Genomic DNA, 25,029 nt, shown 5'->3' on the forward strand with positions numbered 1-25,029 from the left:
CCGCGACTTTGCATGCGCGTTCCCAGCCCGCCGATATGCCAACACGCGCCGCTCCCCGTCAGAATCCCGTCAGCGCCTGCTCAGGGCTTGACAACGTGCCACACGTCCTTGAAGCCGTCGCCCTTCTTGTCGCCTGCGGCCGCGTCCTTCGCGAACAGGTACAGCGGCTTGCCCTTGTAGGCCCACTGCTTCATACCGTCGTCGCGCGTGACGATGGAATAGTTGCCTTCGGCCTTGGCACCGCCATCGGCCATGACCGGCGGCCAGGCCGTCGCGCATCCGCCGTTGCAAGCACTCTTGCCGCTGCCTGCCACATCGTTGTCAAACGTATAGACGGTGCGGTTCTGCGCGTCGACGAGCATGCCGTCGGCCGTCTTGAGCGGGACTTCCGCGTGGGCCGCAGCAGCAGCGAACAGACCGGCGGCAGCCACCAGGCTGGTGAGAACAGCGGACATCGATTGACGTTGGTTCATGACTTTGGCTCCTGAGTGAAATGTCGTTGTCGACACTCTCTGAACGCTTCGCGCCGACCCTTTATTCCACACCTTTCTTAAGATATTTATTGTTGCGGCGCAGCACGCCAAGTGGCCGATATCGCGTCTGATCCGTCGGGAGTTCCAACAGGCACAACGCATACTCAAGCGCGTCGCCTCAACGGACCGTTGACCGCTATCGACTCTGCCTAAGCGGAATAATCGCCGTCTGCCAGACGTTTGCCCGTCGGGCAATGCGCCCAACCGCGCACCGACGCGCCGCGATGCACCGCCCATGCGCGTCAGGTATAAAAACGATCAGACCGGACACATTCACATGAACGCCTCATCCAGCGCATCTGCATTAGCCGCTCCGCACACCGCCTCACACACCTCTTCACATACACCGTCGTTACCACGTCAGTCCCGAATGAGCGTGGCCGCCCGGCTCGGGCTGAGCTTCACCGTCATCCTCGCGATGATGCTCGCGCTGGCCGCGCTCGCCGTGCTGCGCGTGCACGGCATCGAGCGCACGCTCACGAACATCAGCGACAACAACAATGTGAAGCAGCAGTACGCCGTGAACTTTCGCGGCAGCGTGCACGACCGCGCCATCGCCGTGCGCGACATCACGCTGGCCGACGACAGCCATGTCGACGAAATCGTCGCGCTCATCGAGCGCCTGAACGCCGACTATCAGCGCTCTGCCGGACCGATGGACGCCCTCTTCGCGCCATCGAACGCCGAACGCGTGAGCGCAGAAGAACGCGACGATCTCGCCGCGATCAAGTCCATCGAAGCGCGCACGCAACCGATCATCGCGCAGGTGATCACACTGCGCCGCGCGGGCGACCTCGACGGCGCGCGCCGTCTCGTGCTCGAACAGGCGCGTCCGGCCTTCGTCGACTGGCTCGCGGCCATCAACCGCATGATCGATCTCGAAGACCGCACCAGTCACACGGAATCGATGGCCGCCGTCGCGAGCGCACACGGCTTTCAGACCGTGATGCTCGCGCTGGTGCTCGTCGCGCTGACGTGCGGCGCGGTCATGGCGTTTCTGATTACGCGTCAATTGCGACGTGCGCTGGGCGCAGAGCCGGACGACGTCAAAGCGCTGGCGCTGGCGGTGGATCGTGGCGAGCTGTACCACGAGTTCGACGTCGGACGCGCAGCATCGAATACGTCAAACGCATCGAACCGCGAACACGACACGAGCATCATGGCGTCGCTCGCGGAGATGGCGACGAATCTGCGCCATGCGGTCACGCAAGTGCGCCACGCGTCGCACGACGTCACGGCGATCAGCCACCGCATCGCCTCGGGCAACCGCGACCTCGCCGCACGCACCGCCGAGCAGGCCAGTTCGCTGGAGCAGACCGCCGCCGCGATGGAAGAACTGACGTCGACCGTCAGCCAGAACGACGACAACTCGCGCGGCGCGAACGATCTCGCCCACCGCGCGGCCGAGATGGCGGAGCAAGGTGGCGACATGGTCGAGCAAGTGGTCACGACGATGTCGTCCATTGACACGTCGTCGCGCAAGATCGTGGACATCATTGCGGTCATCGAAGGCATCGCCTTCCAGACGAACATCCTCGCGCTGAACGCCGCCGTCGAAGCCGCACGTGCGGGCGAACAGGGCAAGGGGTTCGCGGTGGTCGCAGCAGAAGTGCGCAGCCTCGCCGGACGCAGCTCAGCAGCCGCGAAGGAAGTGAAGCAACTGATCGACGCGTCCGTCGCAGAAGTCGCCTCGGGCACGACGCTCGTGCAGAACGCGGGCAAGACGATGCGCGAGATCGTGGCGCGCGTGAAGCAGGTCAGCAACGCGATGGACGAAATCAGCGCCGCCAGCCACGAGCAGAAGCAGGGAATCGAGGAAGTGAATCGCGCGATTGCGCTGATGGATCAGGTGACGTCGCACAACGCGGCGCTGGTGGAAGATGCCGGCGCGGCCGCGCAGATGTTGCAGCAACAGGCGCAGGCGCTCACGTTGTCGGTCGGTCGCTTCCAGCTGGAAGCGACCGGAGCCAACAATGCGCACGCCGCGATCACTCGCCCTTCGGCGCTTCCTTGACGCGGCTGACCAACTGCGTCGGACTCACGAATTGCAGCGCGATGAGCACCCAGAGCAACGTGATGGCCATGTAGATCATCGCCATCGCGTCGATAGACTGCGGGGCTCTCACCCCGGTCGAGAACACTGCGTAGTAGAGCGCGACGACCAGCGTCTGCGTGTCCGGACCGGCGGTGAAGAACGTCAGCTCGAACATGCCGATGGTGCGCACGAGCACGAGCAGCCCCGCCGCGAGAATGCCCGGCACCAGCAATGGCAGCAACACGTGACGGAAGTACTTCGGCGTGTTCGCACCGAAAATGCGCGCTGCGGCTTCGAGGTTCGGATCGATCTGCTCGATGAACGGGGTCATCACCAGAATCACGAACGGCAGCGACGGCACGAGATTCGCGAGAATTACGCCCGTGAGCGTGCCGCCCAGTCCGACCTTGTAAAGCACGGTCGCCATCGGAATGCCGTACGTCACCGGCGGCACCATCAGCGGCAACAGAAACACCAGCATCGCAAGCTTCTTGCCGGGGAACTGCGCTCGGGCCAGTGCATACGCCGCAGGCACGCCCAGCGCAATCGACAGGAGCACGACTGCGCCCACGACTTCTACCGTCACCCATAGCACATCGGCGAGTTGAAAGTCGCGCCATGCCTGCGCGTACCAATGCAGCGTGAAACCTTCGGGCAGCGGCGTGCCGAACCAGCGCGTGGCGAACGAGTTCATCGTGACGGTGGCGATCATCAGCGCCACGTTCACGAGGAAGAAGATCATCGTGCCCCAGACGAGCACGCGCCACAGACGCGAGCCCGGCCCTTCGCGGCGCATTTTGCGCCTGACTTCGGGAACGGCTGCCGACTGGCTGACGGGCGCCTGCGTTGTCATGAAATCTCCGTTCTGCGCGGCCAGCGTACCGGCCGGATTCTTGTCTGCGACACTCATCCCTTGCCTCCCGTGGTCGGACCGCTATAGAACGCCCGACGCGCGCCGAGCATGCCCGCCACGATCAGCAACTGCACGAATCCCATCACAATCGCCACGCATGATGCGAGCGAGTAGTCGTAGCTCTCGAACGCGGCTTCGTACGCGGCAATCGACACCACGCGCGTCGCCCCTGCGGGCACGCCGAGCAGCACCGCCGACGGGAACACCGAGAATGCCTGCACGAACGACAGACACGCCGCCATCGTCAGGCCCGGCACCAGCAGCGGCAGATAGATCAGACGGAATTGCTGCCACGGCCCGGCACCCAGCGTACCTGCCGCGCGCGCGAGCGTCGGATCGATACCGGTGACGTACGACAGGATCAGCAGGAACGCGAACGGGAAGCCCGAGATCACCAGCGAGATCAGTACGCCCCAATAGTTGTGCGTGAGACGCACTTCGTCGTGATACAGCCCCAACGCATGCAACGCCTGCGGGAACCAGCCGTTCGGCCCGTAGTAGGTCAGCATGCCGTCGGCGATGAGCACGGTGCCGAGCGTTACGGGAACGACCAGTAGCATCGTCACGAACTTCGACGCCCGCGTGCTCTTGCGCAACGCGAACGCCGCGGGGATCGATGCCCCCACGTTGATCAGCGTGGCGGGCACGGCGAGCTTGAGCGTGATCAGCACCGTCGGCCACAACGTCGGCTCGGTGAAGAACTTCAGATAGTTCGCGAAAACGCCGCCACCCTCCATCGGCTGGAAAGACAGGAACAGACCGTACGCGAACGGATAGACGAACATCGCGATCAGGCACACGAGCGCGGGCGCGACGAGCCAGCCACGCCCGTCGGCACGCGCCGCCGGTGTCATCGACACAGAAGCGGCGGCACTCATGCGCGCTCCCCGGTGTAGACCAGCGTGCGGTCGGCCGGTACGCGCAGCGGCACGCGCTCCCCGACGGCGTAATCGCCCGGCAAACGCGCGTACAACTGACCGAACGGCGACGCCACGCGCAGCAGCGAATCGCGACCGCCGTACTCCACCGTCTCGACCACCACTTCGAAGGCGTTGTCGTTAGCGGCCGGTGCGCGCTCGAAATCGTCGGGACGAATCGCCACGGAAACCTTGCCTTCGACCTTGCCACCGCTGGCGGGCGGCTCCATCAACACACCGTCGAACGACGCCCCGCCGCATGACACGCGGGCATGCTCGCCCTGTGCCGACGTGATCGACACGTCGAGCACATTGCGATAGCCCATGAAGCGCGCCACGTGCAGATTGCGCGGACGGCCATACACGTCGCGCGGTGCGCCGATCTGCTGCACCACCCCCTCTTTCATCACGACGATGCGGTCCGCCATCGAGAGCGCTTCGTCCTGATCGTGCGTGACGTAAATCGTCGCGCGGTCGAGCTTGCCGTGAATGCGGCGGATTTCGGCGCGCATCTCGATACGCAGCTTCGCGTCGAGGTTCGACAGCGGTTCGTCCATGAGCACAACCGGCGGCTCGATCACGATGGCACGCGCAATCGCGACACGTTGCTGCTGACCGCCCGACAACTGCCCCGGCAACTTGCGCTCGTGCCCGACGAGTTGCACGAGCTGCAAGGCTTCGCGGGCACGCTTCTCGATCTCGGCGCGCGGCGTGCCGCGCATCCGAAGACCGAAGCCCACGTTATCGAGCACGCTCATGTGCGGGAACAGCGCGTAGTTCTGGAACACCATGCCGAAGCCGCGCTTCTCGCTGGGCAGTACGTCGATGCGCTCGTCGTCGAGCCAGATCGCGCCACCCGTGAGCGGCGTGAGTCCGGCAATGCAGTTGAGCGCCGTCGACTTGCCGCAGCCCGAAGGCCCCAGCAGCGCGATGAACTCGCCACGCTCGATGGTCAGATCGAGGCCGTTCAACGCGGCCACCGACTGCCCCTCGGCGTTGGTGAAGCTGCGCGCCACGTGATCGAGGCGCAGTTGTTGAAAGTTGTGCTTCATGACGCAGCCCTTATTTCGACTTCAGCGAACCGATTTCGGCATCCCACTTCTGGAATGCAGCCACCATCGCCGTCGCATCGAGCGGCACAGCGTGCGGGAAATCGGCGATGAGTTTCGCGTATTCCGGACGGCCGTACTTCGCGATCGTTTCCTGGCTCTTCGCCGGGGCGGCGGACAGCGGTACGTCCTTCACCGCCGGGCCCGGATAGAAGTAGCCATCGTCATACGTGAGCGCCTGCTGAGCCGGTTCGAGCATGAAGTTGATCAACTTGAGGATCACGTCCATCTTCTCTTTCGCCACGCCCTTGGGCACGACCATGTAGTGCGCGTCGTTGACCCACGTGAACTTGTCGAACGATTGAATCTTGAACGTCGCAGGCACGATACCCAGCGCACGCGGATTGATGTCCCAGCCGGTGACGGTGAGCGTCATGTCGCGGCTGCCTTCGCCCAACTCCTTCATCACCGCCGACGTGCCGCCCGGGTAGTACGGAATGCACGAATCGAGTTCCTTGAGGAACGCCCACGTCTTGTCCCATCCCTTGATCGGGTCGTGCGGATCCTTGTCGCCGAGCAGATACGGCAGGCCCATCAGGAACGTGCGGCCCGGGCCCGAGTTGGCCGGACGCGCGTAAATCAACTTGCCCGGATTTGCCTTGCACCAGGAGAGCAGTTCGGCAGGCGTCTTGGGCGGGTTCGTCACCTTGGCCGGGTTGTATTCGACGAGCGGTCCCGCAGGCATGAACGTGACGGCCAGGCCGTAGCCCTTCGACAGCTCCTGCATCGCGCGCACGTTCGGGGCGTACTTGTCGAGCACGCCCGGCAGCTTCGCGCTGTAGTCGGGGAGCAGACGTTGCCAGAGGTTTTGCTGGATACCGGCGGCGAGCGCATCGGTGCCCGTCAGCACGATATCGATATCCGAGCGGCCAGCCGCTTGCATGGCCTTGATCTTGCCCGGCAGTTGCGGTGCAGGCGCATTGGTGAAGGTGATCTTGGAGACGAGATCCGGGTACTTGTCGCGGAAGGCCTCGAAGCCCTTTTGCGTGAGCGCGAGATTGCCGGCCACGTCGACGATGTTCAGCGCAACCGGTGCGGCGGTTGCCGTGCTTGCGAAGCTTCCCAGTACTGCGGCACATGCCACGGCACCGAGCGTACGTTGCCAGAATCCCCTGCGGCTGAAGCTCATGCTGTCTCCTTTGGTTAAATTTCTCGTAAGTCATCATATGACTGAGATTTCCAATTTGCAATTGGGAGACATGCCAAAACACCCCAGAGGTTTCCCTTATAAATCGAGAAATCTTTGTTTATATGGGCTTTAATCCCTGATTTCATCAGGACGCCGAGCATTTTGTCAGGGATTTCACCGATAGAGACACGGGCAGTGCGTCACCTAAATTACGGCCAGTCATACGATGACGTAAAAGTTACACAAACCGCGAGATAGACGTCGCCGCCGACACCCCGTTCCCGGTGGAGACCAAGGAAAAGTTGCCGTGAAAATTCAGCGCATCACGATCACCCCGATTGCCTTTCGCGACCCGCCGCTACTCAACGCGGCGGGTATTCACGAACCGTATGCCCTGCGCTCGATCATCGAAATCGAAACGGATAACGGGCATGTCGGACTAGGCGAAACCTATGGCGATGCGCCAGTGCTTGCCCTGCTCGAAAACGCACGTCCGCTGCTGATCGGCATGGACCCGTTCGACACGAACGGGCTGCGCGAACGGGTCGCCGCTGTGGTGCGTCAGGGCGTACGTGGCGAGCGCGTGGAATACGAACTCGCACCGGGCACCGACCCGCGCAAGGACACTGAGAAGCTCTACTCCGCGTTCGAAGTTCCGTTTCTGGATTTGCAGGCGCGGCATCTGGGGATACCGCTCGTCGAGCTGCTCGGCGGCGCCGTGCGTCAGGAAGTGCAGTACAGCGCGTATCTGTTCTTCAAGTACGCGCAGCACATCGATTCGCCGTACGCGCCGGATAGCTGGGGCGAGACGCTGAACGCCGAGCAGCTCGTCGCTCAGGCACGCTTCATGATCGACACGTACGGGTTCGGCAGCATCAAGCTCAAGGCCGGGGTGCTGGAACCGGCCGAAGAAGTGAAATGCCTGAAGGCCCTCAAGCGCGCCTTCCCCGACAAGCCGCTGCGTATCGATCCGAACGGCAACTGGTCGCTCCCGACGGCGATTGCGATGGGACGCGAACTGGCGGGCGATCTCGAATACTACGAAGACCCCACGCCCACGCTCGAAGGCATGGCGGAACTGCATCGTGCGACGGGCATGCCGCTCGCGACGAACATGGTCGTCACCGATCTGCGGCAGTTCCGCGAGAACGTGCGCCTGAACGGCGCGCAAATCATCCTCTCCGATCACCACTACTGGGGCGGACTGCGCGACACACAGCTGCTCGCGCGTATGTGCGAGACGTTCGACATCGGCCTGTCGATGCACTCGAACTCGCACCTCGGCATCAGCCTGATGGCGATGACGCATCTGGCGGCGAGCGTGCCGCGCCTGTCCTACGCCTGCGACACGCACTACCCGTGGCAGGAAGCCGACGAGGAAGTCGTGCGTGGCGGCAAGATCGCGATTCGCAACGGCGCGGTCGCCATCACGAAGGCGCCCGGACTCGGACTCGAAATCGATCAGGACCAACTGGCCAAGCTCCACGAGCAATACCTGCGCTGCGGCCTGCGCACGCGCAACGACGCGGTGCAGATGCGCAAATACCGGCCCGATTGGAGCGGCAAAGCACCGCGTTTTTAAGCGCGCTTTTGCGCGTTCATTCAGGCCAGCACTCACCCGACAGAACACCACGGCAGCACCACAAAAGCAGCACCCGCTTCACATAAAAACGAAGTACGCGAAGTCCAAGAAAACACATCACAAGAGGAGAAGTCGTGAGACATTCGAAACTGTTTGCCGGGCTCGTATTGGCCGGTCTCGCCGCCGGTGCAATGCCGGCGTTCGCACAGTCGAACGTGACGCTGTACGGGATCGTCGACGATGCACTGACCTACAGCAGCAACCAGAACGGCAAGTCGAACACCTATCTGCGCAACGGCAACCTCGCGGGCAGCCGCTGGGGCCTGCGCGGCACGGAAGATCTGGGCGGGGGCACCAGCGCACTCTTCCAACTGGAAAACGGCTTTGACGTGAACAGCGGCGCATTCAGTTCGTCGGGCGTGATGTTCAACCGTCAGGCGTTCGTCGGCGTGAAGAACGCACAAGCGGGCACTGTCACCATCGGCCGTCAGTACTCGCCGTATTACCTGATGGTCGGCACGATCGGTCCCGTCGCTTATGTCACGGGCGCGACCGGTGCGCACCCGGGCGATATCGACGGCCTCGACACGACCATCCGCATCAACAACTCGGTGACGTACACGTCGCCGGTGCTGTGGGGCGTGACGGCCAGCGTTCAATACGGCTTCGGCGGTCAGGCCGGTGCGATGGGCAAGGGCAACACGTTCTCCGGTGCGTTGCGTTACGACGGCGGTCCGGTGTCGTTGGCGGCGGGCTACCTGCGGATGAACAACATCGGCGGCGGCACGACCTGGAACAGCTCGTCTACCGGGGTGCCGGGCACGTCGGCCGTCAATCAGGGCTACGTTACCGCCGACTCGCTGCAACACATTGCGGTGGCCGGTATCTACACGCTCGGCAGTCTGACGCTGGGTGCGAGCTACAGCAACGTGCAGTACAAGCCGGGCGCCGCGTCGCTCTTCCACGACAGCGCGATCTTCAATACGGCGGGCGTGCACGCGTCGTGGATCGTCGCGCCGCAGTGGCGTCTGGCGGCAGCGTATAGCTACACGGCTGCCTCCAAGGCCAACGGCATCACCGACGCCGCGACTTACCATCAGGTGTCGCTTGCGCAGGTGTACTCGCTCTCGAAGCGCACGTCGCTGTATGCGCTCGAAGCGTGGCAACACGCCAACGGTAAGTCGATCTCGGCGAACGGCGTGAGCATCATCAACGCGGGTCCGGTGGTCGGCGACTCGCAGAACAGCACGCCGTCGGCGACGAGCTCGCAGTTCGTCGGCATGCTGGGGATCCGCGTCGATTTCTGATGCCCGTGCCTAAGGGGTAACGCCGTCCGGACCGACGCTGTGCGCGTGCCGGTCCGGATGGCAGCAAGTGCTTGAGAGTGGTCGCGAGAAGTCGCACAAAGCAGTCTTTTCGGCCGCCAGCGCCCGGTAACGTCTGGGCTGTGGCGTTGGCGGTCGATTCTTATCGGTTGTCGTATGTATGCGACGGTCGATAAGGTAAACTGGGGGCGTTTTTGCCATTTATCGTCACCCACAATTCCAACCGACGCCATGTCCATGACCAGCCCGTTGCCCGCACGTCCTCGCCGCAAGTCTCGCAGCCTCACGGAGGAGGTGGTGAGTGCCTTGTCCGAGCAGATTCGCGCCGGCACGTTCCGTCCGGGCGACAAGCTGCCGACCGAGTCGGCCATCATGGAAAGTCTGGGCGTGAGCCGCACGGTGGTGCGCGAAGCGATTTCGCGGCTGCAAGCGGCACAGCTGGTCGAGACGCGTCACGGCATCGGCACCTTCGTGCTCGAAGCCCCGCGCGAGAATGCGCTGCAAGTCGACACGAACAGCATTCTGACGATGCTCGACGTGATGGCGATTCTGGAGCTGCGCATCTCGCTCGAAACGGAAGCGGCAGGTCTGGCGGCAAACCGTCGCACGGACGGACAACTCAAGGCGATGCGTCAGGCGCTGGACGACTTCGAGATGCACGTGCGTCAGCGCACCGGCAACGCCGTGACGGCCGACGTCGCCTTCCACCTGCAAGTGGCGAGCGCGACCGGCAACCGCTATTTCCACGACATCCTCGAACAACTCGGCAACACGATCATTCCGCGTACGCGCGTGAACTCGGCAGCGCTGGCCGACGACGATCAGGTGTCGTATCTCAATCGCGTGAATCGCGAACACGAAGACATCTACAACGCGATTTCGCGTCGCGACCCGGAAGCCGCGCGCGCCGCCATGCGCACGCACCTCACGAACAGCCGCGAGCGTCTGCGCCGCGCGCAAGAGTCGGCTGGCACCCAGAACTAAGCGCTATGGCACAAGACCGGCACACCGGTCGTCAATAAAGGTCGCCGCGCACCGCGCGGTAGTACCCCGCATCGATCTCGCTGGCGCGGGCAGGGTCCATCCCCGTGAGCGCCGCCTTCATATCTCCCATCGACGGTACGGCCTTGCGGTCGAGTTGCGACTCGGCACGCCAGAGCTTCGCGCGATTGATCGCCTTGCCACAGTGAAACAGCACTTCGTCGATGCTCACGACGATGGCTGTCTTCGGCGTACGCTCACCTTCCTTCAGTTGCGCGAGCAACATCGGGTCGACGGCAATGCGCGCATGACCGTTGATACGCATAAAGACTTCCAGCCCCGGGAACAGGAACAACATGCCGATGCGGTCGTCTTCGGTCAGATTGCGCAGCGAGGCGATACGGTTATTGCCGGGCCAGTCCGCGAAGACGACAGTCTTCTCGTCGAGTACTTTGACGAAGCCCGGTGCGCCGCCGCGCGGCGAGGCGTCGAGCCCTTGCGCATTGCCGGTGGCCACGCAGAAGAACGTCGCGACATCGAGATAAGCCGTGTGGAACGGCAACAGGCGCGACATCACACCTTTGACGATCCCCTCGGACGGCGGATCGTACAGGGCATCTAGATCGACACGAGCGGGATCGGGGGATGCCGAAGACGCAGGCGACTGCACGGCGTCACGCGAACCGACGGGATAGATTGGCAACGACATGGCGATGCTCCTTCAAAAACATGTGCCGAGCTTATCGCGTTGCCTGATGGCGCTGATAGACTATCCAAGCCATTCAATAGCGAAATGACGCCATGGAATTTCCCTACCACCTGAAGCCGAAAATGGCGCGCGTACAGATTATGGACGCGCAGGACCCGCCGCTGATTGCGCTCGTCGGTCGGGAAAGTGTGCCGCGTGTCTCGCAGACGCACCAACACGCGTCGGGACAGTTGCTCGGGCTGTTCAGCGGCCTGATCTCCGTTCGCACCAATCTCGGCACGTGGGTCGTGCCGACGTCGCGTGCCGTCTGGGTACCGCCGCACTGCCCGCATGCGGCCTTCTCGCATGGCCCGTTCAATGGCTGGGCGGTGTATGTGCGTCCGGATCAATGCGCCGGGTTGCCGGATCAGCCGCGCGCGATCGCGGTGTCCGGACTTCTGCGCGAGGCGGTGGCGCGTGCCGCACAGTGGGCGCTGGGCGAGCCGGATCGGGCGCAATTGAGCATCATGCACGTGATACTGGACGAGATCGCCGTCAGCCCCGCCGACGCCTTCCGTCTCCCGATGCCAAGCCACCCTCGCCTGCGACGCATCGCCGCCGCCCTCATCGACGATCCGGCCAACGACCGCTCGCTCGACGCATGGGCCAACTGGGCCAGCACGTCGACGCGTACGGTGAGCCGCCGCTTCGTTGAGGAGACGGGGCTGACGTTCACGGCGTGGCGTCAGCGCGCGCGTCTGTTGCGCGGGCTGGAACTGCTCGCCGCCGGGCAACCGGTCGGGGCCGTCGCGCTGGACCTCGGGTACGACAACGCCAGCGCCTTCATCGCGCTGTTCAGACGCACCTTCGACACCACACCGGGCCGCTATTTTGCGACGGATTCGACGGAGATCGTCGACGTGGCGAACGCCGACGACGACGGCATCGAAGCCGTCGACTGAAGCAACATCCTCAGCCGTTAGCATGAGTGCCGCTGTCACACAGTGCGAAGTACGATAGCGTCGGTTTGCAAGTCCACCTCGCTCATACAACACGATCGTCCCTCATATGACACGCTTCGCTGCATGCGCGCTCAAGCGCACCGGCTCGCTCTGCGCCACTGCGCTGACGGCACTTCTCGTCTCGATGCCGACGGCGTTCGCGGCGACGGACGACAACTCGACACCGCCTGCGAGCGCCGCCCCGTCGCAGACGGACGTCAAGCCTGAAATCGTCGGCATCGTCGTGCCCGGGGCGAATACCTTCGGCGGCGACATCGCCATGCACACGGAAGTCTACAAACCGGCGGGCAACGGCCCGTTCCCCGTACTGATCTTCGAGCACGGACGCGCAGGCGATCCGCTAGTTCGTGCGAAGCTCGACGCCCCGATTCTCAAGGGTCACGTACGGTTCTGGCTGGCGCGGGGGTTCGCCATCGTCGCGCCGATTCGTGTCGGCTATGGACTGACGGGCGGGCCGGATCGGGAGAACTCCGGTTCGTCGTTCAAGAACGGCCAATGCGTGCGACGTCCCGACTTCGAGAAGCTCGCGAAGGTCACGGCCGAAGCGAACCTCGCGGCGTTGAAGTGGGTCCAGGCGCAACCCTGGGCGGACAAGCATCGTGTGGTGCTGGAGGGCCGCTCGGTCGGCGGCTTCACGACCGTCTCCACGGTGGCGACGAATCCGCCGGGCGTCGTCGGTTACATCAACTTCTCCGGCGGCGCAGGCGGGTCGCCCGAGTTGTCGCCGCAACACAGTTGCGATCCCGAGCAGATGAAGACGGTCTACGGCGAATTCGGCAAGACGACGAAGATCCCGGGGCTCTGGCTGTACGCGCACAACGACCAGTATTGGGGACCGGACGCACCGAAACAATGGTTCGACGCGTTCGCTGCGTCGGGCAGTCCGGCGAAGTTCGTCCACACGGAGGATATCGCTGGGCACGACGGTCACATGCTGCTCACCTACGGCGGCAAGATGTGGTCGGGTCCGGTCAACGAATTTCTCAAACAGATCGGATTCTGAGCGTCAATCGCTGCGAAGCTCCTTCACGGTGCGACCGAGTTTGCGTCTGAGCAGGTTGCGCAGGGTGGAGGCATCCGCATAGCCAACCTGCGTCGCGACGGTGTCGAGATCGCAGCCGTTCGACACCAGTTGTCTCGCGCGCTGAATGCGCAGGTCCTGAAAGAACGCCAGTGGCGACTTGCCGAGCACCTGCTCCGTGCGACGTTGCAACGTCCGCACGTGCACATGCAACGCCTGCGCGGCGCTCTCCAGCGAGAAACCCTGCGACATGTGCTCGCGCGCCCATCGCTCGAAGCGTTCGACGAGCGGATCGGCATGCGCGAGGAAGTCCGGGATGATGTACTGCGCCTGCGACGAGCGGTTGTCGATCAGCAGGAACCGCGCGACGTGCGACGCTAGCTCAGGGCTGGCCTGCCGCACGAACCACAGCGCAAGGTCGAGATGCCCCATCGCCGCACCGGCCGTCACCAGCCCGTTCGACTCCACGACCATTCGCGAATCGCTCAGCTTCACCGTCGGATATCGCTCGCGGAACAACGGTGCAAGCGACCACGTGGTTGTCGCTTCCTCCCCGTCGAGCAAGCCGCTGTCGGCCACCACGAATGTGCCGATACAGGCCGCCGCGATGCCGACGCCCTGCTCGCGCCACGTGCGCATATACGACTTGGCGTCTTCGACGTCACGTCGCGCTAACGCAGGCACGAGGATGTCCGGCAACTTGGCGTTCAGCGCGGGGACGACCACCCAGTCGGGCAACTGGGACGAGTGTTCGACGTCACGCGCCGGTTCGACGGCCATCGTCATCCCCAGTGCCGTTTTGATGCGCGACTTCGTGCCGACAACGCTCACGTCGAACGGCAAAACATCGGCCCCGCGCAGCATCGCGAGTTCGTTGGCCGTGCAGAGCGTATCGAGGATCGCAGTCAGGCCGGTGTCGAACGCGCCGTCCAGTGCAAAAACGCAAATCTTCATGTCGTAAATGACTCGAATATTGTCATTTGCGACTATATTCCTGTCGTCCCCCGAAGTCTAGAATCGCCTCATATTCAACGACTTCCAACAAGGGGGCACCATGAAGCTCACGCCGGAACTGTATTACCTCGCCCTCGTGGCATTGCTGACGGCGGCCATGTGGATTCCCTACATTCTGGCTGGGATCGTACTGCGCGGACCCATTCGCGCGATGGCTAATCCTGTGCCGGAAGTTGCCGGACAGACGCCCGGGGCCGCCACGCCCGCATGGATGCAACGCGCCAAACGCGCGCATGCCAATGCGGTAGAAAACCTCGCCGTCTTTGCGCCGCTCGTGTTGATTGCCGCACTGGTCGGAATTTCGACACCCGCCACGGTTTTCGCGGCGAAGCTGTATCTGATCGCACGCATCGTGCATTACGTCGTTTATGTCGCCGGCATTCCGGTCGTGCGCACGCTGGCATTTCTTGTGGGTTTCGGCGCGACGGTCTCGTTCGCCACGGCGATTCTCGGACACGCGGTTTAAATCGACATCAAGGCATCAGCAAGGAAAACGAACATGGAATATCCGAATCATTGCCGTCTCGACAACCCGACGTGGAATGCGCTGGTGACGCAGCAATCCGCACTCGCGCAAGGGACTGAATTGGCACGTCGATACGAAGCCGATGTGGCGCCGTTTGCTGGCGTGGCGAATACGACGCAGGCGGCAATTCATGCGCTGGCGTCGATCATTTCGCGAGGTGGCTTTGTGTTTCTGCCGTCGCTGGAAGCATTGCCGCCGATGGACGGCATTCATCACGATCACGTGTTTTCCGTGATTCAGATGGTGGATGCAGGCAATGTCGGCGCGCTTAACGACGAAGGCGTTGTACAACTCGGTGTGAGCGACGTACCAGAGATGATCGCGCTCACGGAGCGAACACGTCCCGGGCCGTTCGGCAAGCGCACGATCGAGATGGGCAACTACATCGGGATTCGTGCAGACGGCGAACTGATTGCGATGGCGGGCGAGCGCATGCGTCTGGACGGTTATGTGGAAATCAGCGCGGTGTGTGTGGATGAGCGTCACCGCGGCAAATGGCTGGCGGGCCGCCTGATGAACATCCTTCGCCAACAAATCAAAGCGCGCGGCGATACCCCATTCCTTCATGTGAAGGATGACAACGAAGCGGCTATCGCGCTTTACAAGCGCATGGGGTTTGAAACGCGTCAGACGTTTGTGATGAATCGGATAGCGCTAGCCTAAGCGTTGAGGATTCGGCAGGCGATTCGCTAGTTCATTCGCTTGCTTACCCGTTTATCCCGCTTTTGCAATGCGTTCGCGCGTGGCGTCGTCAATTCGCTGACGAACGTCACGAAGCGGCAATACGGCACCGGTATACTTGCGTCCCGCAGAAACTATGCTGCAGCGAGGTTCGCGCCCGCACATTCCGTTACCACGCGCTTGAGCTGCGCCAATGCGGGTGGCGTGTCCCGATGGCCCGTATGCAGGCAGAGGGCAACCGACGGCAGCGGCGGCAGGCCCTCTTTTGCGCCGAGCCGTTTTAGCGACGGCGGCAGACCGGCCGCCGTTCTCAATGTGATGCCTAGCCCTGCGGCGACCCCCGACCAAAGACTCTGAAGACTCGCCGTCGTGTAGGCCAGCCGCCACGAAATGCCTGCGACATCGAGCGCCTCGATGCCCGCACGACGGAAGAAGCACGGCGGGTTGTAAAGCGCGAGCTCCAGAGGAAGCCCCGGGGTTAGGGCAACGTCGACGCCGACAGGTCCGATCCACGTCATCGGCAACGTTGAGAGCGGTTCGGCATCGGACCGGCTTTCGTTGCCCATCACAAGCACGAGGTCGAGTTCCCCTCGGTCCAGCCGTTCAAGCAACACGCCGTTGCGTTCGACGGCCACTTCCACGCGCACGCCCGGATGCGTCTTCTTGAATTGCCCAAGCGCCGCCGGTAACCACGTTTCGGCGAAGTCGCCTGGCAGACCAAAGCGCACCGCGCCTTCGACCGACGCCCCGCGAACCGCACGAACGGCTTCGTCGTTGAGATCGAGGATGCGGTGCGCATAGGAGAGGATCAGTTCGCCCGCATCGGTGAGCACCAGACCTCGTCCTTGTCGACGAAACAGCGACTCGCCGACCTGCTCTTCGAGCTTGCGCATCTGTTGACTGACGGCCGATTGCGAACGTCCGACGCGTTCTGCCGCGCGATTCAGACTGCCCAGATGCTGGGTCGCGAGGAATGTCCGCAGGGCATCCATGTCGAGATTCGGGATCGCCATTATTCAGTTTCTCTGAAGCATCGATGCCGAATTATCGCATTTACTGCATCGTTCATCTGGCTATCATCGGTGACTGTGCCGGGTCGATCCGCGTGTCTCGCACGATCTGCGCGCGCCCTCCCCGGCCATCCCTCTTACCTCCTTCCGGTCACGGAGAAATCACCTTATGAACGGTCAGACGATGCTCAAGCGCGGCATGCTCGGCGCGGTCTTCTCAGTGTGCACGATATTGACGACGGGCTCACACGCCGCGACGCCGACGGTTGCGCCGTCACTCGCGGGCACGTGGACGTTGGTCGCGGCTGACGTCCTGCATCCGGACGGCTCTCGCGCACGCGACTATGGCGCGGCGCCCAAGGGCCTGCTTGTCATCGACGCGAAGGGAAACTACTCGCTGCAAATCTTCAAGGCGGAACGGCCTAAGTTCGCGTCGGGAGACAAGAGCGCGGGAACGCCCGCCGAGTACAAGGCGGCAGTCATGGGCTCCAGCACACACACGGGCACGATCAGCATCGATCCGGCCGACGGCACGCTGACGTTCCACATCCATAACGCTTCGTTTCCCAACTGGGAGGGAGAACAGCAAAAGCGCAACTACGAACTCAAGGAAGGCGTGCTGAGCTACCGCGTGAGGCCGCGGCCAAACGGCGATACGCCGATCTCCGTCTGGCAGCGGGTGGACTGACACAACAGCATCGAAATCGCGCGAGATCGTCTCCTGAAGACCACTGCCACATGACCGGATCGGTAGACGATCAAGCGAGGGGGTGAGCATCCGTCTTCGGCAAACAGGATTCGTTTCGAAACGAGCTGCATGCTGCCTTAAGCGCGTCGAACAGCACACGCGGCAATGGCTGTGCGCAGATCGCGATTCCGGCAGGTGTACGATGTGTCCAAACGTACCGAGCAGAACCCGCTGCCAACTTGATTCGCTCGTCACCATCGCCAAGACGATAGTGCTCGAAGCGCAGTTCGAGCCCGTCGGCGTGCAACGCCTGAAGCGCCATGACAACTTCGATCCTGTCGAACGGCATGGCTTCACGCAAATGGTCCACGGAAGCCGAACAGCAATGGAACCCCTCTCTGGCAGCAGAAGGATGTGGCATTTCGGACGAGATCGACCGGAAATACTGCTCAGCGATGAGATCCTGCCAACGGTAGTAGTGGGCGAAGTACACGTTCCCGACCAAATTTCCGCTGCTGAGTGACGTCTCAAAGATCTTCCGGCAGAGTATCGACTCCAACGCCGGGGCCAAGCATGCCACATACGAGGCCGCCGTACTCCATTCAAGCGAGGGATGCGGCGTATCGATGGACGGATGTGATTCCAGCCAATCGCGCAAACCGGCAAGACGCGGCGCAAGCCAGTCACCATAGAACGCGGGCAGGTTCACCGGCTCTATCACGCCATGGCTCACTATTGTCGTCGATGACGTCGTCATCTTTGCGCGGGCGATCAACGTGCTGTTCCCCGCCGCGTCGATCCGGTGCCACTCGAGATTTTGATCAAGTGTCGAATCACCGCGGCCATATTGGCGGGTAAACCAAAATCGGCCCTCTACGAGATCAGTGGTATCCGGTCGTGCAATCGACTCGACGCTGGAATGATTGGTGGCCATGCCGAACACACCGGTATCGAACTTGTCCAGAATCTGCCGCCCGAAATCAACGGCATGCTCCTCTCGAAGCCGTCCCATCCATTCGGCGATCGTTCCCGAGCTTAATGTGAGCACAGGTGGCCATGTATCCTTGAATGCCGCGCGGAACCGAGTTTTCGTAATGAAGGTGGGCTGCTGAGACTCAGAATGCTCCGGCCCCGAACTTTGCGCAGATGTTGCACAGGACAAGGCGACACCAGGCACCCGACCGGCAGGCTCGCTCTGCACGCCACCACGATTCACGACAAATGCGAACATTTTCTTCGGATGCCGCGTCAACTCGCAGGGCAAAGTGAGGACGTTCACCCCTCGCGCCCCGCCCGCGCCTTCGCCGCGCAACATGACGGCATCGCCGGACCGTTGCGTCAGCGCGAGTTGGATATCTGTTTTCCCCAAGGACTTGACGGCAGCTTCCATCGCACACCACAAACGTGTGCCGGCCTCGTCCAGGGTGTCGCCGTCGCGGAGTAAACCTGGCATCAATCCGAACGAAACGTCTCCTAGAATTCGACGCCACATGGACTCATCTCGACACGTTATCTCTTCGACGTCACACCCTTGAATCCATGCTCCGCACACACACAAGCAATGTGATGTGTCATGCGCAAGCGATACACCGAAGCGCTCTCCAATCGCTCCAGTTAGATAGGGCCTGCCATTGTCGTCCCATGAAACGGTGGTGTCTTCGGCGGAAAAATTCACTTGCCTGGCGGTCAGCGCCGCCTCGATCACGGCAGCCAGTTGAGGACGTTCCTCCGCATGGCGTTTCGAGCGTTGCGCCCCCTGCAATTCAGGTGTGTAACGCAGCAGGACTTGTGGCGATTCACACGTGAGTGCCTCGGAAGCGACACGCAAAGCACGATGGAGAATCCCGCTGTCGCGGCAACTGGGGTCGACCCAGTCCAGAGGCGTCGGATTTCGCTCGTCGCCAGATATTCGTTGAATTCGATAGCCGGTGATTTTCTCGACAACACGGCCGTCCGCCGACACTGCCACGACGTTCGATACCACGGAATCGTCCGTACGCGATGTCACGTCGTTTCTGACCAGGTAAGACGTCCGTTCGTCGGAGATCAGGCCGAAGCGCTCAATGCGCTCGATGTGCGCGGGCAAGAAATCCCCCTGAATCACGAGCAGAGAGGTTTGTAGCAAGCCATCGCGGAAATACGGATCGCCAGTGATAAACGACGACGCCCGCTCGGAATCTCGGGTCTCGACGCTGACCCGCGCCCCAGACCAGTCCATCATATGGAGGGCCTTGATGCGCTGAAATTGTGGTCCCTGAAACAACTGTCGGCCGTACAAGTCGCTCGGCGAGAGGTTGGGAATCGTATCCTCAGGCCACGTCATTTCATCCGGTGTCTGCCGGTCGTTCTCGAACACGACTTCGCAAGAAAAGTGACGCGGTCGATACCCAGTCTGTTCGGCCGCGATGACGACATCGACCCGCAGAGGTTCCTCACTCGATTGCTTCTGTCTCACCAGTGCGCGTATTTCGATGCGGGTGTTGCCCGTCGGACTCGCGATCACCGGCCGCTCAAGCACAACGTTCTCGAATCTGAATCCCGTCCATCCCGCGGATGCCGAAATACCGAGCACAGAGTGTGCGCACGCCGCCATTGCCTCAAGTCCGAAGACCGTAGGAAACAAGAGAGCTCCGTGATACTCATGGTCCTTCAAATAGGCGTCGTGAGCCGGGGAAAGATCCGGGCGGCAGACGATCTCCACTCCCGGCTGATAACGAATTACGCGTTCGACGAAGCGGCCATTCACCACAGGATCAGGTAGCATCGCCTGCCAGGTCTCGAGTCCGGAGAGGCTGCCGGCGACGACGATTCGCTTCGCCGGCGGCAAGCGCAAGATCAGGCCGAGAAAGCTTTCGACTCCGATATTTTTCGGTATGGCGCCGACGCCGGTCTTCGAGAGACGCACGTCGCTTCCCATCCTCGCCCCCATGCCAACATCGGACCAAACACTGAAATCGATGGTGAGCGTCGATACCTCGGGTCGCTGAACGGCAAGATTGTTCAGCACCACGTCCATCGCCTGATTTGCGAATCCGTACCACGCATTCCCGGGCATCCCTGTTACACCGATAACAGAGCCAAGTCCAACCACGAGCTTGAGGGGGTGATCCCCGAGTGCGTGAGCGAGGGAAAGCGCTGACTGCAACTTGGGAGCGACTTCCTGAGTGGCGTCATCGACACTGGCCTGTTCGATACGCCTCGGGACATTGACGCCAGCGCCGTGTATCACAGCCGTCACGGAGCCAAACTGTCCATCGATGCTTCTGACGAGGTCCGCAACGCCTCCGGCGTCGCATAAATCGCAAGCGAAGTAGGCGACGCGGAGATTCTCCTGAACGTATCTGGCCACGGTAGCGCGAACCTCTGCGTTATTCGCCGGGCTCTTTCCGACCAGCACTACGGTCGCATTGGTTTGCCTGGCAAAAGCCAGCGCCAGCTCAGCAGTAATCCCTTTCGCTCCCCCAGTCGCCAGCAAGACGTCTTTGGACGACCATGTCAGCGTCCGATCCGGCAGTGAGGCGATGTCGAGAACGCGAGGCGTCAAAGCGTATGGCTGCCCCGCCTCATCATGAAGCGAGAACCGGTACCTGGACGCGTCCGATGCACTTTCCAAAATGCGTTGCACAACGACTTCATCAGGCACGACAGATGGAAAATCCAGAATGTGGACGCTCAGCTCCGGGCGCTCCATACGAAGACTGGACGCGAAAGCCTGAGCGCAGGACGTCTCTGGCGACGGGGATTCGCCGCCGTGCGACGGCAATCCGAACAACTGACCCAGCTCGAATTGCACGAAAGTGACGCGTTCGCATCTCATTCGCGTCAGAAAATCGACTGAACGATGCAGCGGCTCGACAATCGACTTGATGTAATCGCGCCTCGGGGCGGGAGCGCTTCGCGCGCGGCGAGGTAGTACGATCACGGCGTGCTCGACTCGTTCGACGCTAACGCTCAACCCGTCAAATACCTTCACGCCCACCGACGCCAACGCCTCAATGAGGGCCGGGTGCATCGTACCGACCGGATCGATCGCCATAACGCGCGAGCGCACACCGTCCCCTCTCTCCGAGACTTCGGGCGCAGTTGCCGGAACACAGATCATTTCATAAGCGCGCACCCACTTGGGTGCCTCGGTGTCGTTCGCCTGGGTTGGCGTAACGGTTTGCACAGGGAGGTCGGGCGCGGTAGAGGGATCAACAACGCGCTCGGCCAACCCGGATACGTGCGCGGCAATTTCTTGCAGCGTCGCGTTGGCGAGCCTGACAAGTTCGCCGCCCCCTTCGACCCCGGTAACGCGCATGATGCCAGCGAGCAATGCCGCAGCTTTGATGGAATCGAGATTGAGATCGTCCAGCAAGCGAGCATCCGGGGTCAGGCGCGACTTGTCGAATCCTGTGACCCGAGAAACCTCGTCGAGCAACACGCTCATTACCGAGCGTTCCTCAGCGGGAGCCCTCGCACATCCTTTGACACTCGTCATCGCGTCAGCGATCTCGCCAAGCCGCTTCGCAGAAAGTGCGACCGCGTCGAGTGTTCCCGGAGCAATACCCACGGCTTCGCTTGCACGTGAGATAAGATTAGCCGTCTTGATCGAATCCATATTCAGGTCGTCGAGCGGGCGAGACTCGCGGACAATGGCCGCCTCGGCAAAACCCGTAATCTGTGCAGACAAGCGTCGAAGGACCGGCCATGCGGAAACGCCAGCGGCAGGCGTCAGCGATTCAGAATCGAATGCGACATCTTTAGCTGACGTTTTTTCGGCTTCGCGAGCTGTATCGGAAGTTGCAATCTCGGGCGGCGAAACGATCTGATCACCGGGCACGCATGACGGCAACGTCTCCCCGGCCAAGCACTCGCAAGGATTCGCGATGAACACGCGACTGCGCGCAGGAATAAACGGCCGGATAACTCGCTCTGCGTGCAACTCCCGCCAGACGATGGGAGAACCCAGTACGTGCAGGTTGGCAAGCGCCCAGTTGATGTCGCGCCAAGTTTCCGACTTGCTCTCCACCGGAAAGCATGGCAAGTCCCTTGTGCCAGTAACGTTACGCGACAAATTCGTGAGAACGTTTCCCGGTCCGACTTCAAGCACGACGTCGACATGCCTTGCCAGTGAGTTCAGCGTTTGCACAAAGTCGACGGGACTGACGATTTGGCGAGCAAAATGCTCTTTCAGCTCAACTTGCGGCGATAGTTCCAGACCATCGATACTCGAAATCAACACGCAGGTCAGCGCGTCGCAGTCGCGAGCGATCGGTGCGCACTTGCCTACGGCATCGGCGGCGTGTTCGACAAGTTTCGAGTGAAATGCGTGACTGACGGGCAATCGAACTGCGGCTGTACCGACCGAGATGGCAGCCTTTTCAATGACGTCAATGGCAGCAATCTCCCCCGACACAACCATCTGGCGCTCACTGTTGATGTTGGCCAATACGGCATAACCGGACGTTTTTGCCTCGCCGATGAGGCGTTGAGCCTGAAGGCGGGTACATGCGAGGCTAAGCATCGCTCCTGCGGCACCGGTACCTGCCGCCATCTCGCGCCCTCGCACAGCGGCCAACTCGACGGCGGTCTGCATGCCGTACGCCCCTGCCGCATGGAATGCGACCAGCTCTCCGAGGCTGTGCCCCGCGACGCAGTTGGGCCGAATTCCCAATCGCGTCAGCATTTGCAGCCAGATCAGAGACGCCAGCACAATAGATGGTTGCGCCCATTCGGTGCGTTGCAGCGTGTTCATGAGCGACTCGCGTTCCGCCTGATGGGGAAACCGGTCCAGCTCCGGGTGCATTGTCTTCAGAATGCTTGGCGCGCCATACCTGGCCGCCCATTGTTCGGCTTGCTCCGCACTCCGGCGCGCCCAACGATAGCGCTCCATCAGCGCGCCCGCCATGCCCAATCGTTGGGCACCCTGCCCCGGGAACAACAGGCCGACCCGAGGCGATTCGGTCACGCGCCCGAACGTGAACTCGTGCTCGCGATCCGAGACAGGACGTGCAGAATTGGCATCGATGAGTGCCGTATCGAGCCGCGCCAGTCTTTCGGACAATTGCTCCGGCGATGCCGAGACGATTGCAGCACGCCATGGGGCTGATAGATCGACATTTCGCGCGCAGTGCGCGGCCAGATCGGAAAGTTCGGCCAGACTGATTCCTTCGACATCACGTCGAAGGTTCGCCACGCGGTGTCTAAGTTCCGTGGAAGACGATGCCGTCAAAGGGAAGACTTCGCTGTCCTGCCAACTCGCCATCGCACTGCGATTCTCCAGGTCGCTACGCAGATGCGAGGCCGGCGGGGAAACGTAGGATCTAAGCGTAACGTGCACGTTGACGCCGCCAAATCCCATCGCCGAGACACCGGCCCGTAACACATCTGCTTCGCAAAATGCCCGGCCGCGTATCGCTGGGAACAAAGCACGTGCACTGCTGGAAAACGCCTGATGCGGCTCATCGCACCCTGCCGTCGGGGGCAAGACACGTTGATTGACTGCGATCACGCTCTTGATGAATGCACCAATCCCCGCAGCTGCTTTGGTATGACCTACGATGGACTTGAGTGACGTAATGCCACAAACGTGTGCGTCGTCCGACGAGGAAAGCGTCATGCCGAGGGCATTCAATTCAGCCCTATCGCCTACGGCAGTGCCGGTGCCGTGCCCCTCTACAAAATCAAGCGCTTCCGGTGAAACACGGGCTAAGCGATAGGCGTGCGCCTGCGACAGGTGCTGACCCCGTGCGCTCGGTGCAATGATCCCCCCTCGACCATCGGACGACATCCCCCAACCGTCGAGCACTGCATAGATCTTGTCATGACTCTCAATCGCGTCACTCAGGCGTTTCAATCCGACGAAGCCGCTCCCTTCTCCTGGAATAAACCCGTTGCCGCGATCGTCATAGACGCGCATTTGTGTCGGTGTGAGCGCACCTGCCTTTGCGAAGCCGACCAGTTCGAATGGGTCGAGACTGATGTCGACACCACCTGCGATCACAAAATCGCACTGCCCTGCGATCAGACAGGTCGCCGCTGCGTGAATTGCCAATAGGGAGGACGAGCAGGCACCGTCTATCGTATAGCAGCCCCCATTGAGGTCCAGGTAGTTGGCTATACGTCCGGCAATGGTGTTGGAAAGCCCTCCGGCCAGGGAGTCTTCGTTGGCTTCCGGAAATGAACGCTTGTAAATCTCTTTGAGACGATTTTCGAACGAGATGGTCGTGTCGGCGTTCCAACCGGAAGATGCCAACGCCTTTCGCACGCAAGACAACACGTACGGCCAACGCAAGCGCAGGTCGTAGGCACGCGTCGTCTCGCCTGTCAGGGTATTGCCTACGATCACCCGGGTAGATTCCCGGGGTAATCGCTCGCCGCCCACATAGCCAGCATCCTCAAGCATGCTGATCGCGGTATCGAGCGCCAACCAGTGCGCAATGTCAGTGGACTCGAATGTACTTTTAGGAATGCGGCGCGCCTGCCAATCGAATGCATATCCGTCGATTACGGCTGCCTGCCAGGCGTAGGTTTGATCCTCTGCCCTTCGGTCCGATGAAAAGTAGCCTTGCTTCGAAAGCCGACACGCCGGAATCGGCCTGAACTGCTGTCGCTTGGCAAGAATGTTTTCCCAGAACTCTTTAACCCCTTGCGCGCCGGGATACCGACATCCGATTCCGACAACGGCGACTTGATCACTCGCTCGCTTCGACTGATTTAATTGGGCTCCGTGGTTCAAAATAAGCACTCCTTATCAATTTACGAGATTTCCGTACTCCTGTTGATCGTTTAGTTATGGACGTATGCTGCCTGCCGAAACAATATTAGGTGACGCCGACGAAGGCAGCGCCGTGCATTTTCCCGAATGAGCTTG

The 25,029-nt window shown here is 61.7% G+C and carries 18 protein-coding genes; 9 read left to right on the plus strand and 9 right to left on the minus strand.

The window, feature by feature from the left end; translation table 11 throughout:
* Nucleotides 1-80 precede the first annotated feature (80 nt).
* A complete protein-coding gene (locus NTU39_RS22115) occupies nucleotides 81-473 on the minus strand; it encodes a COG4315 family predicted lipoprotein (protein ID WP_084103996.1) in 393 nt (130 codons plus the stop codon).
* A 430-nt stretch (nucleotides 474-903) separates the two neighbouring features.
* On the opposite strand from NTU39_RS22115, the gene NTU39_RS22120 reads away from it, so the two are divergent.
* Complete coding sequence (locus NTU39_RS22120) at nucleotides 904-2,547, plus strand: methyl-accepting chemotaxis protein (protein ID WP_257958586.1); 1,644 nt, start codon at nucleotides 904-906, stop codon at nucleotides 2,545-2,547.
* Here NTU39_RS22120 and NTU39_RS22125 read toward each other — a convergent pair.
* From NTU39_RS22125 to NTU39_RS22140, 4 genes are read right to left on the minus strand one after another with little or no spacing between them, the layout of a single operon-like run.
* On the minus strand, nucleotides 2,522-3,421 hold the full coding sequence (locus NTU39_RS22125; RefSeq protein WP_373275417.1) for an ABC transporter permease: 900 nt from the start codon (nucleotides 3,419-3,421) through the stop codon (nucleotides 2,522-2,524). The two genes, NTU39_RS22120 and NTU39_RS22125, sit on opposite strands and share 26 nt — an antisense overlap.
* Nucleotides 3,422-3,474: 53 nt before the next feature.
* Entirely contained in the window at nucleotides 3,475-4,359 is an 885-nt protein-coding gene (locus NTU39_RS22130; RefSeq protein ID WP_150576152.1) for an ABC transporter permease, read from the minus strand.
* A complete protein-coding gene (locus NTU39_RS22135; RefSeq protein WP_150664468.1) occupies nucleotides 4,356-5,450 on the minus strand; it encodes an ABC transporter ATP-binding protein in 1,095 nt (364 codons plus the stop codon). Before NTU39_RS22135 ends, NTU39_RS22130 begins: the two co-directional genes overlap by 4 nt.
* Nucleotides 5,451-5,460: 10 nt before the next feature.
* Nucleotides 5,461-6,636: an extracellular solute-binding protein gene (locus NTU39_RS22140; RefSeq protein WP_150664469.1), complete on the minus strand. Its 1,176-nt coding sequence runs from the start codon at nucleotides 6,634-6,636 to the stop codon at nucleotides 5,461-5,463.
* A gap of 307 nt (nucleotides 6,637-6,943) precedes the next feature.
* Between NTU39_RS22140 and NTU39_RS22145 the strand changes: the two genes are divergently transcribed.
* From NTU39_RS22145 to NTU39_RS22155, 3 genes are all read left to right on the plus strand, one after another.
* Nucleotides 6,944-8,218 carry a glucarate dehydratase family protein gene (locus tag NTU39_RS22145; protein WP_150664470.1) on the plus strand — a complete coding sequence of 425 codons (1,275 nt, stop codon included), beginning with the start codon at nucleotides 6,944-6,946 and terminating at the stop codon, nucleotides 8,216-8,218.
* Nucleotides 8,219-8,409: 191 nt separating this feature from the next.
* Nucleotides 8,410-9,525, plus strand: coding sequence for a porin (locus tag NTU39_RS22150; protein ID WP_246184589.1), 1,116 nt, complete (start codon nucleotides 8,410-8,412; stop codon nucleotides 9,523-9,525).
* Nucleotides 9,526-9,780: 255 nt separating this feature from the next.
* Nucleotides 9,781-10,527 (plus strand): FadR/GntR family transcriptional regulator, encoded by a 747-nt coding sequence (locus NTU39_RS22155; protein ID WP_150664471.1) that lies wholly within the window; start codon nucleotides 9,781-9,783, stop codon nucleotides 10,525-10,527.
* Nucleotides 10,528-10,558: 31 nt separating this feature from the next.
* Here the strand turns inward: NTU39_RS22155 and NTU39_RS22160 are convergent, their stop codons facing one another.
* Nucleotides 10,559-11,233 (minus strand): pyridoxamine 5'-phosphate oxidase family protein, encoded by a 675-nt coding sequence (locus NTU39_RS22160; RefSeq protein ID WP_257958587.1) that lies wholly within the window; start codon nucleotides 11,231-11,233, stop codon nucleotides 10,559-10,561.
* Nucleotides 11,234-11,325: 92 nt separating this feature from the next.
* Here NTU39_RS22160 and NTU39_RS22165 point away from each other — a divergent pair, with 92 nt between their 5' ends.
* Nucleotides 11,326-12,174: an AraC family transcriptional regulator gene (locus tag NTU39_RS22165; protein ID WP_257958588.1), complete on the plus strand. Its 849-nt coding sequence runs from the start codon at nucleotides 11,326-11,328 to the stop codon at nucleotides 12,172-12,174.
* 106 nt (nucleotides 12,175-12,280) lie between these two features.
* A complete protein-coding gene (locus NTU39_RS22170) occupies nucleotides 12,281-13,237 on the plus strand; it encodes an alpha/beta hydrolase family protein (RefSeq protein ID WP_257958589.1) in 957 nt (318 codons plus the stop codon).
* Nucleotides 13,238-13,240: 3 nt separating this feature from the next.
* Here NTU39_RS22170 and NTU39_RS22175 read toward each other — a convergent pair whose 3' ends face one another.
* On the minus strand, nucleotides 13,241-14,209 hold the full coding sequence (locus NTU39_RS22175; protein WP_150664473.1) for a GlxA family transcriptional regulator: 969 nt from the start codon (nucleotides 14,207-14,209) through the stop codon (nucleotides 13,241-13,243).
* A 100-nt stretch (nucleotides 14,210-14,309) separates the two neighbouring features.
* Between NTU39_RS22175 and NTU39_RS22180 the strand changes: the two genes are divergently transcribed.
* Nucleotides 14,310-14,735 (plus strand): MAPEG family protein, encoded by a 426-nt coding sequence (locus tag NTU39_RS22180; protein WP_257958590.1) that lies wholly within the window; start codon nucleotides 14,310-14,312, stop codon nucleotides 14,733-14,735.
* Between the two features lie 33 nt (nucleotides 14,736-14,768).
* Nucleotides 14,769-15,458: a GNAT family N-acetyltransferase gene (locus tag NTU39_RS22185; RefSeq protein ID WP_150664475.1), complete on the plus strand. Its 690-nt coding sequence runs from the start codon at nucleotides 14,769-14,771 to the stop codon at nucleotides 15,456-15,458.
* A 152-nt stretch (nucleotides 15,459-15,610) separates the two neighbouring features.
* On the opposite strand, the gene NTU39_RS22190 is transcribed toward NTU39_RS22185, so the two are convergent.
* The gene (locus tag NTU39_RS22190) at nucleotides 15,611-16,489 is read right to left on the minus strand and encodes a LysR substrate-binding domain-containing protein (RefSeq protein ID WP_150664476.1); all 879 of its coding nucleotides are present in this window, start codon (nucleotides 16,487-16,489) and stop codon (nucleotides 15,611-15,613) included.
* A 166-nt stretch (nucleotides 16,490-16,655) separates the two neighbouring features.
* On the opposite strand from NTU39_RS22190, the gene NTU39_RS22195 reads away from it, so the two are divergent.
* Nucleotides 16,656-17,174, plus strand: a complete 519-nt coding sequence (locus NTU39_RS22195) for a lipocalin-like domain-containing protein (protein ID WP_150664477.1) — start codon at nucleotides 16,656-16,658, stop codon at nucleotides 17,172-17,174.
* A gap of 70 nt (nucleotides 17,175-17,244) precedes the next feature.
* Here NTU39_RS22195 and NTU39_RS22200 read toward each other — a convergent pair whose 3' ends face one another.
* Nucleotides 17,245-24,894, minus strand: a complete 7,650-nt coding sequence (locus tag NTU39_RS22200) for a type I polyketide synthase (protein ID WP_257958591.1) — start codon at nucleotides 24,892-24,894, stop codon at nucleotides 17,245-17,247.
* Between the last annotated feature and the right edge of the window lie 135 nt (nucleotides 24,895-25,029).

Origin of the sequence: Pandoraea commovens (assembly GCF_024704525.1) — a bacterium.
In the GTDB taxonomy this organism is placed as follows: domain Bacteria; phylum Pseudomonadota; class Gammaproteobacteria; order Burkholderiales; family Burkholderiaceae; genus Pandoraea; species Pandoraea commovens.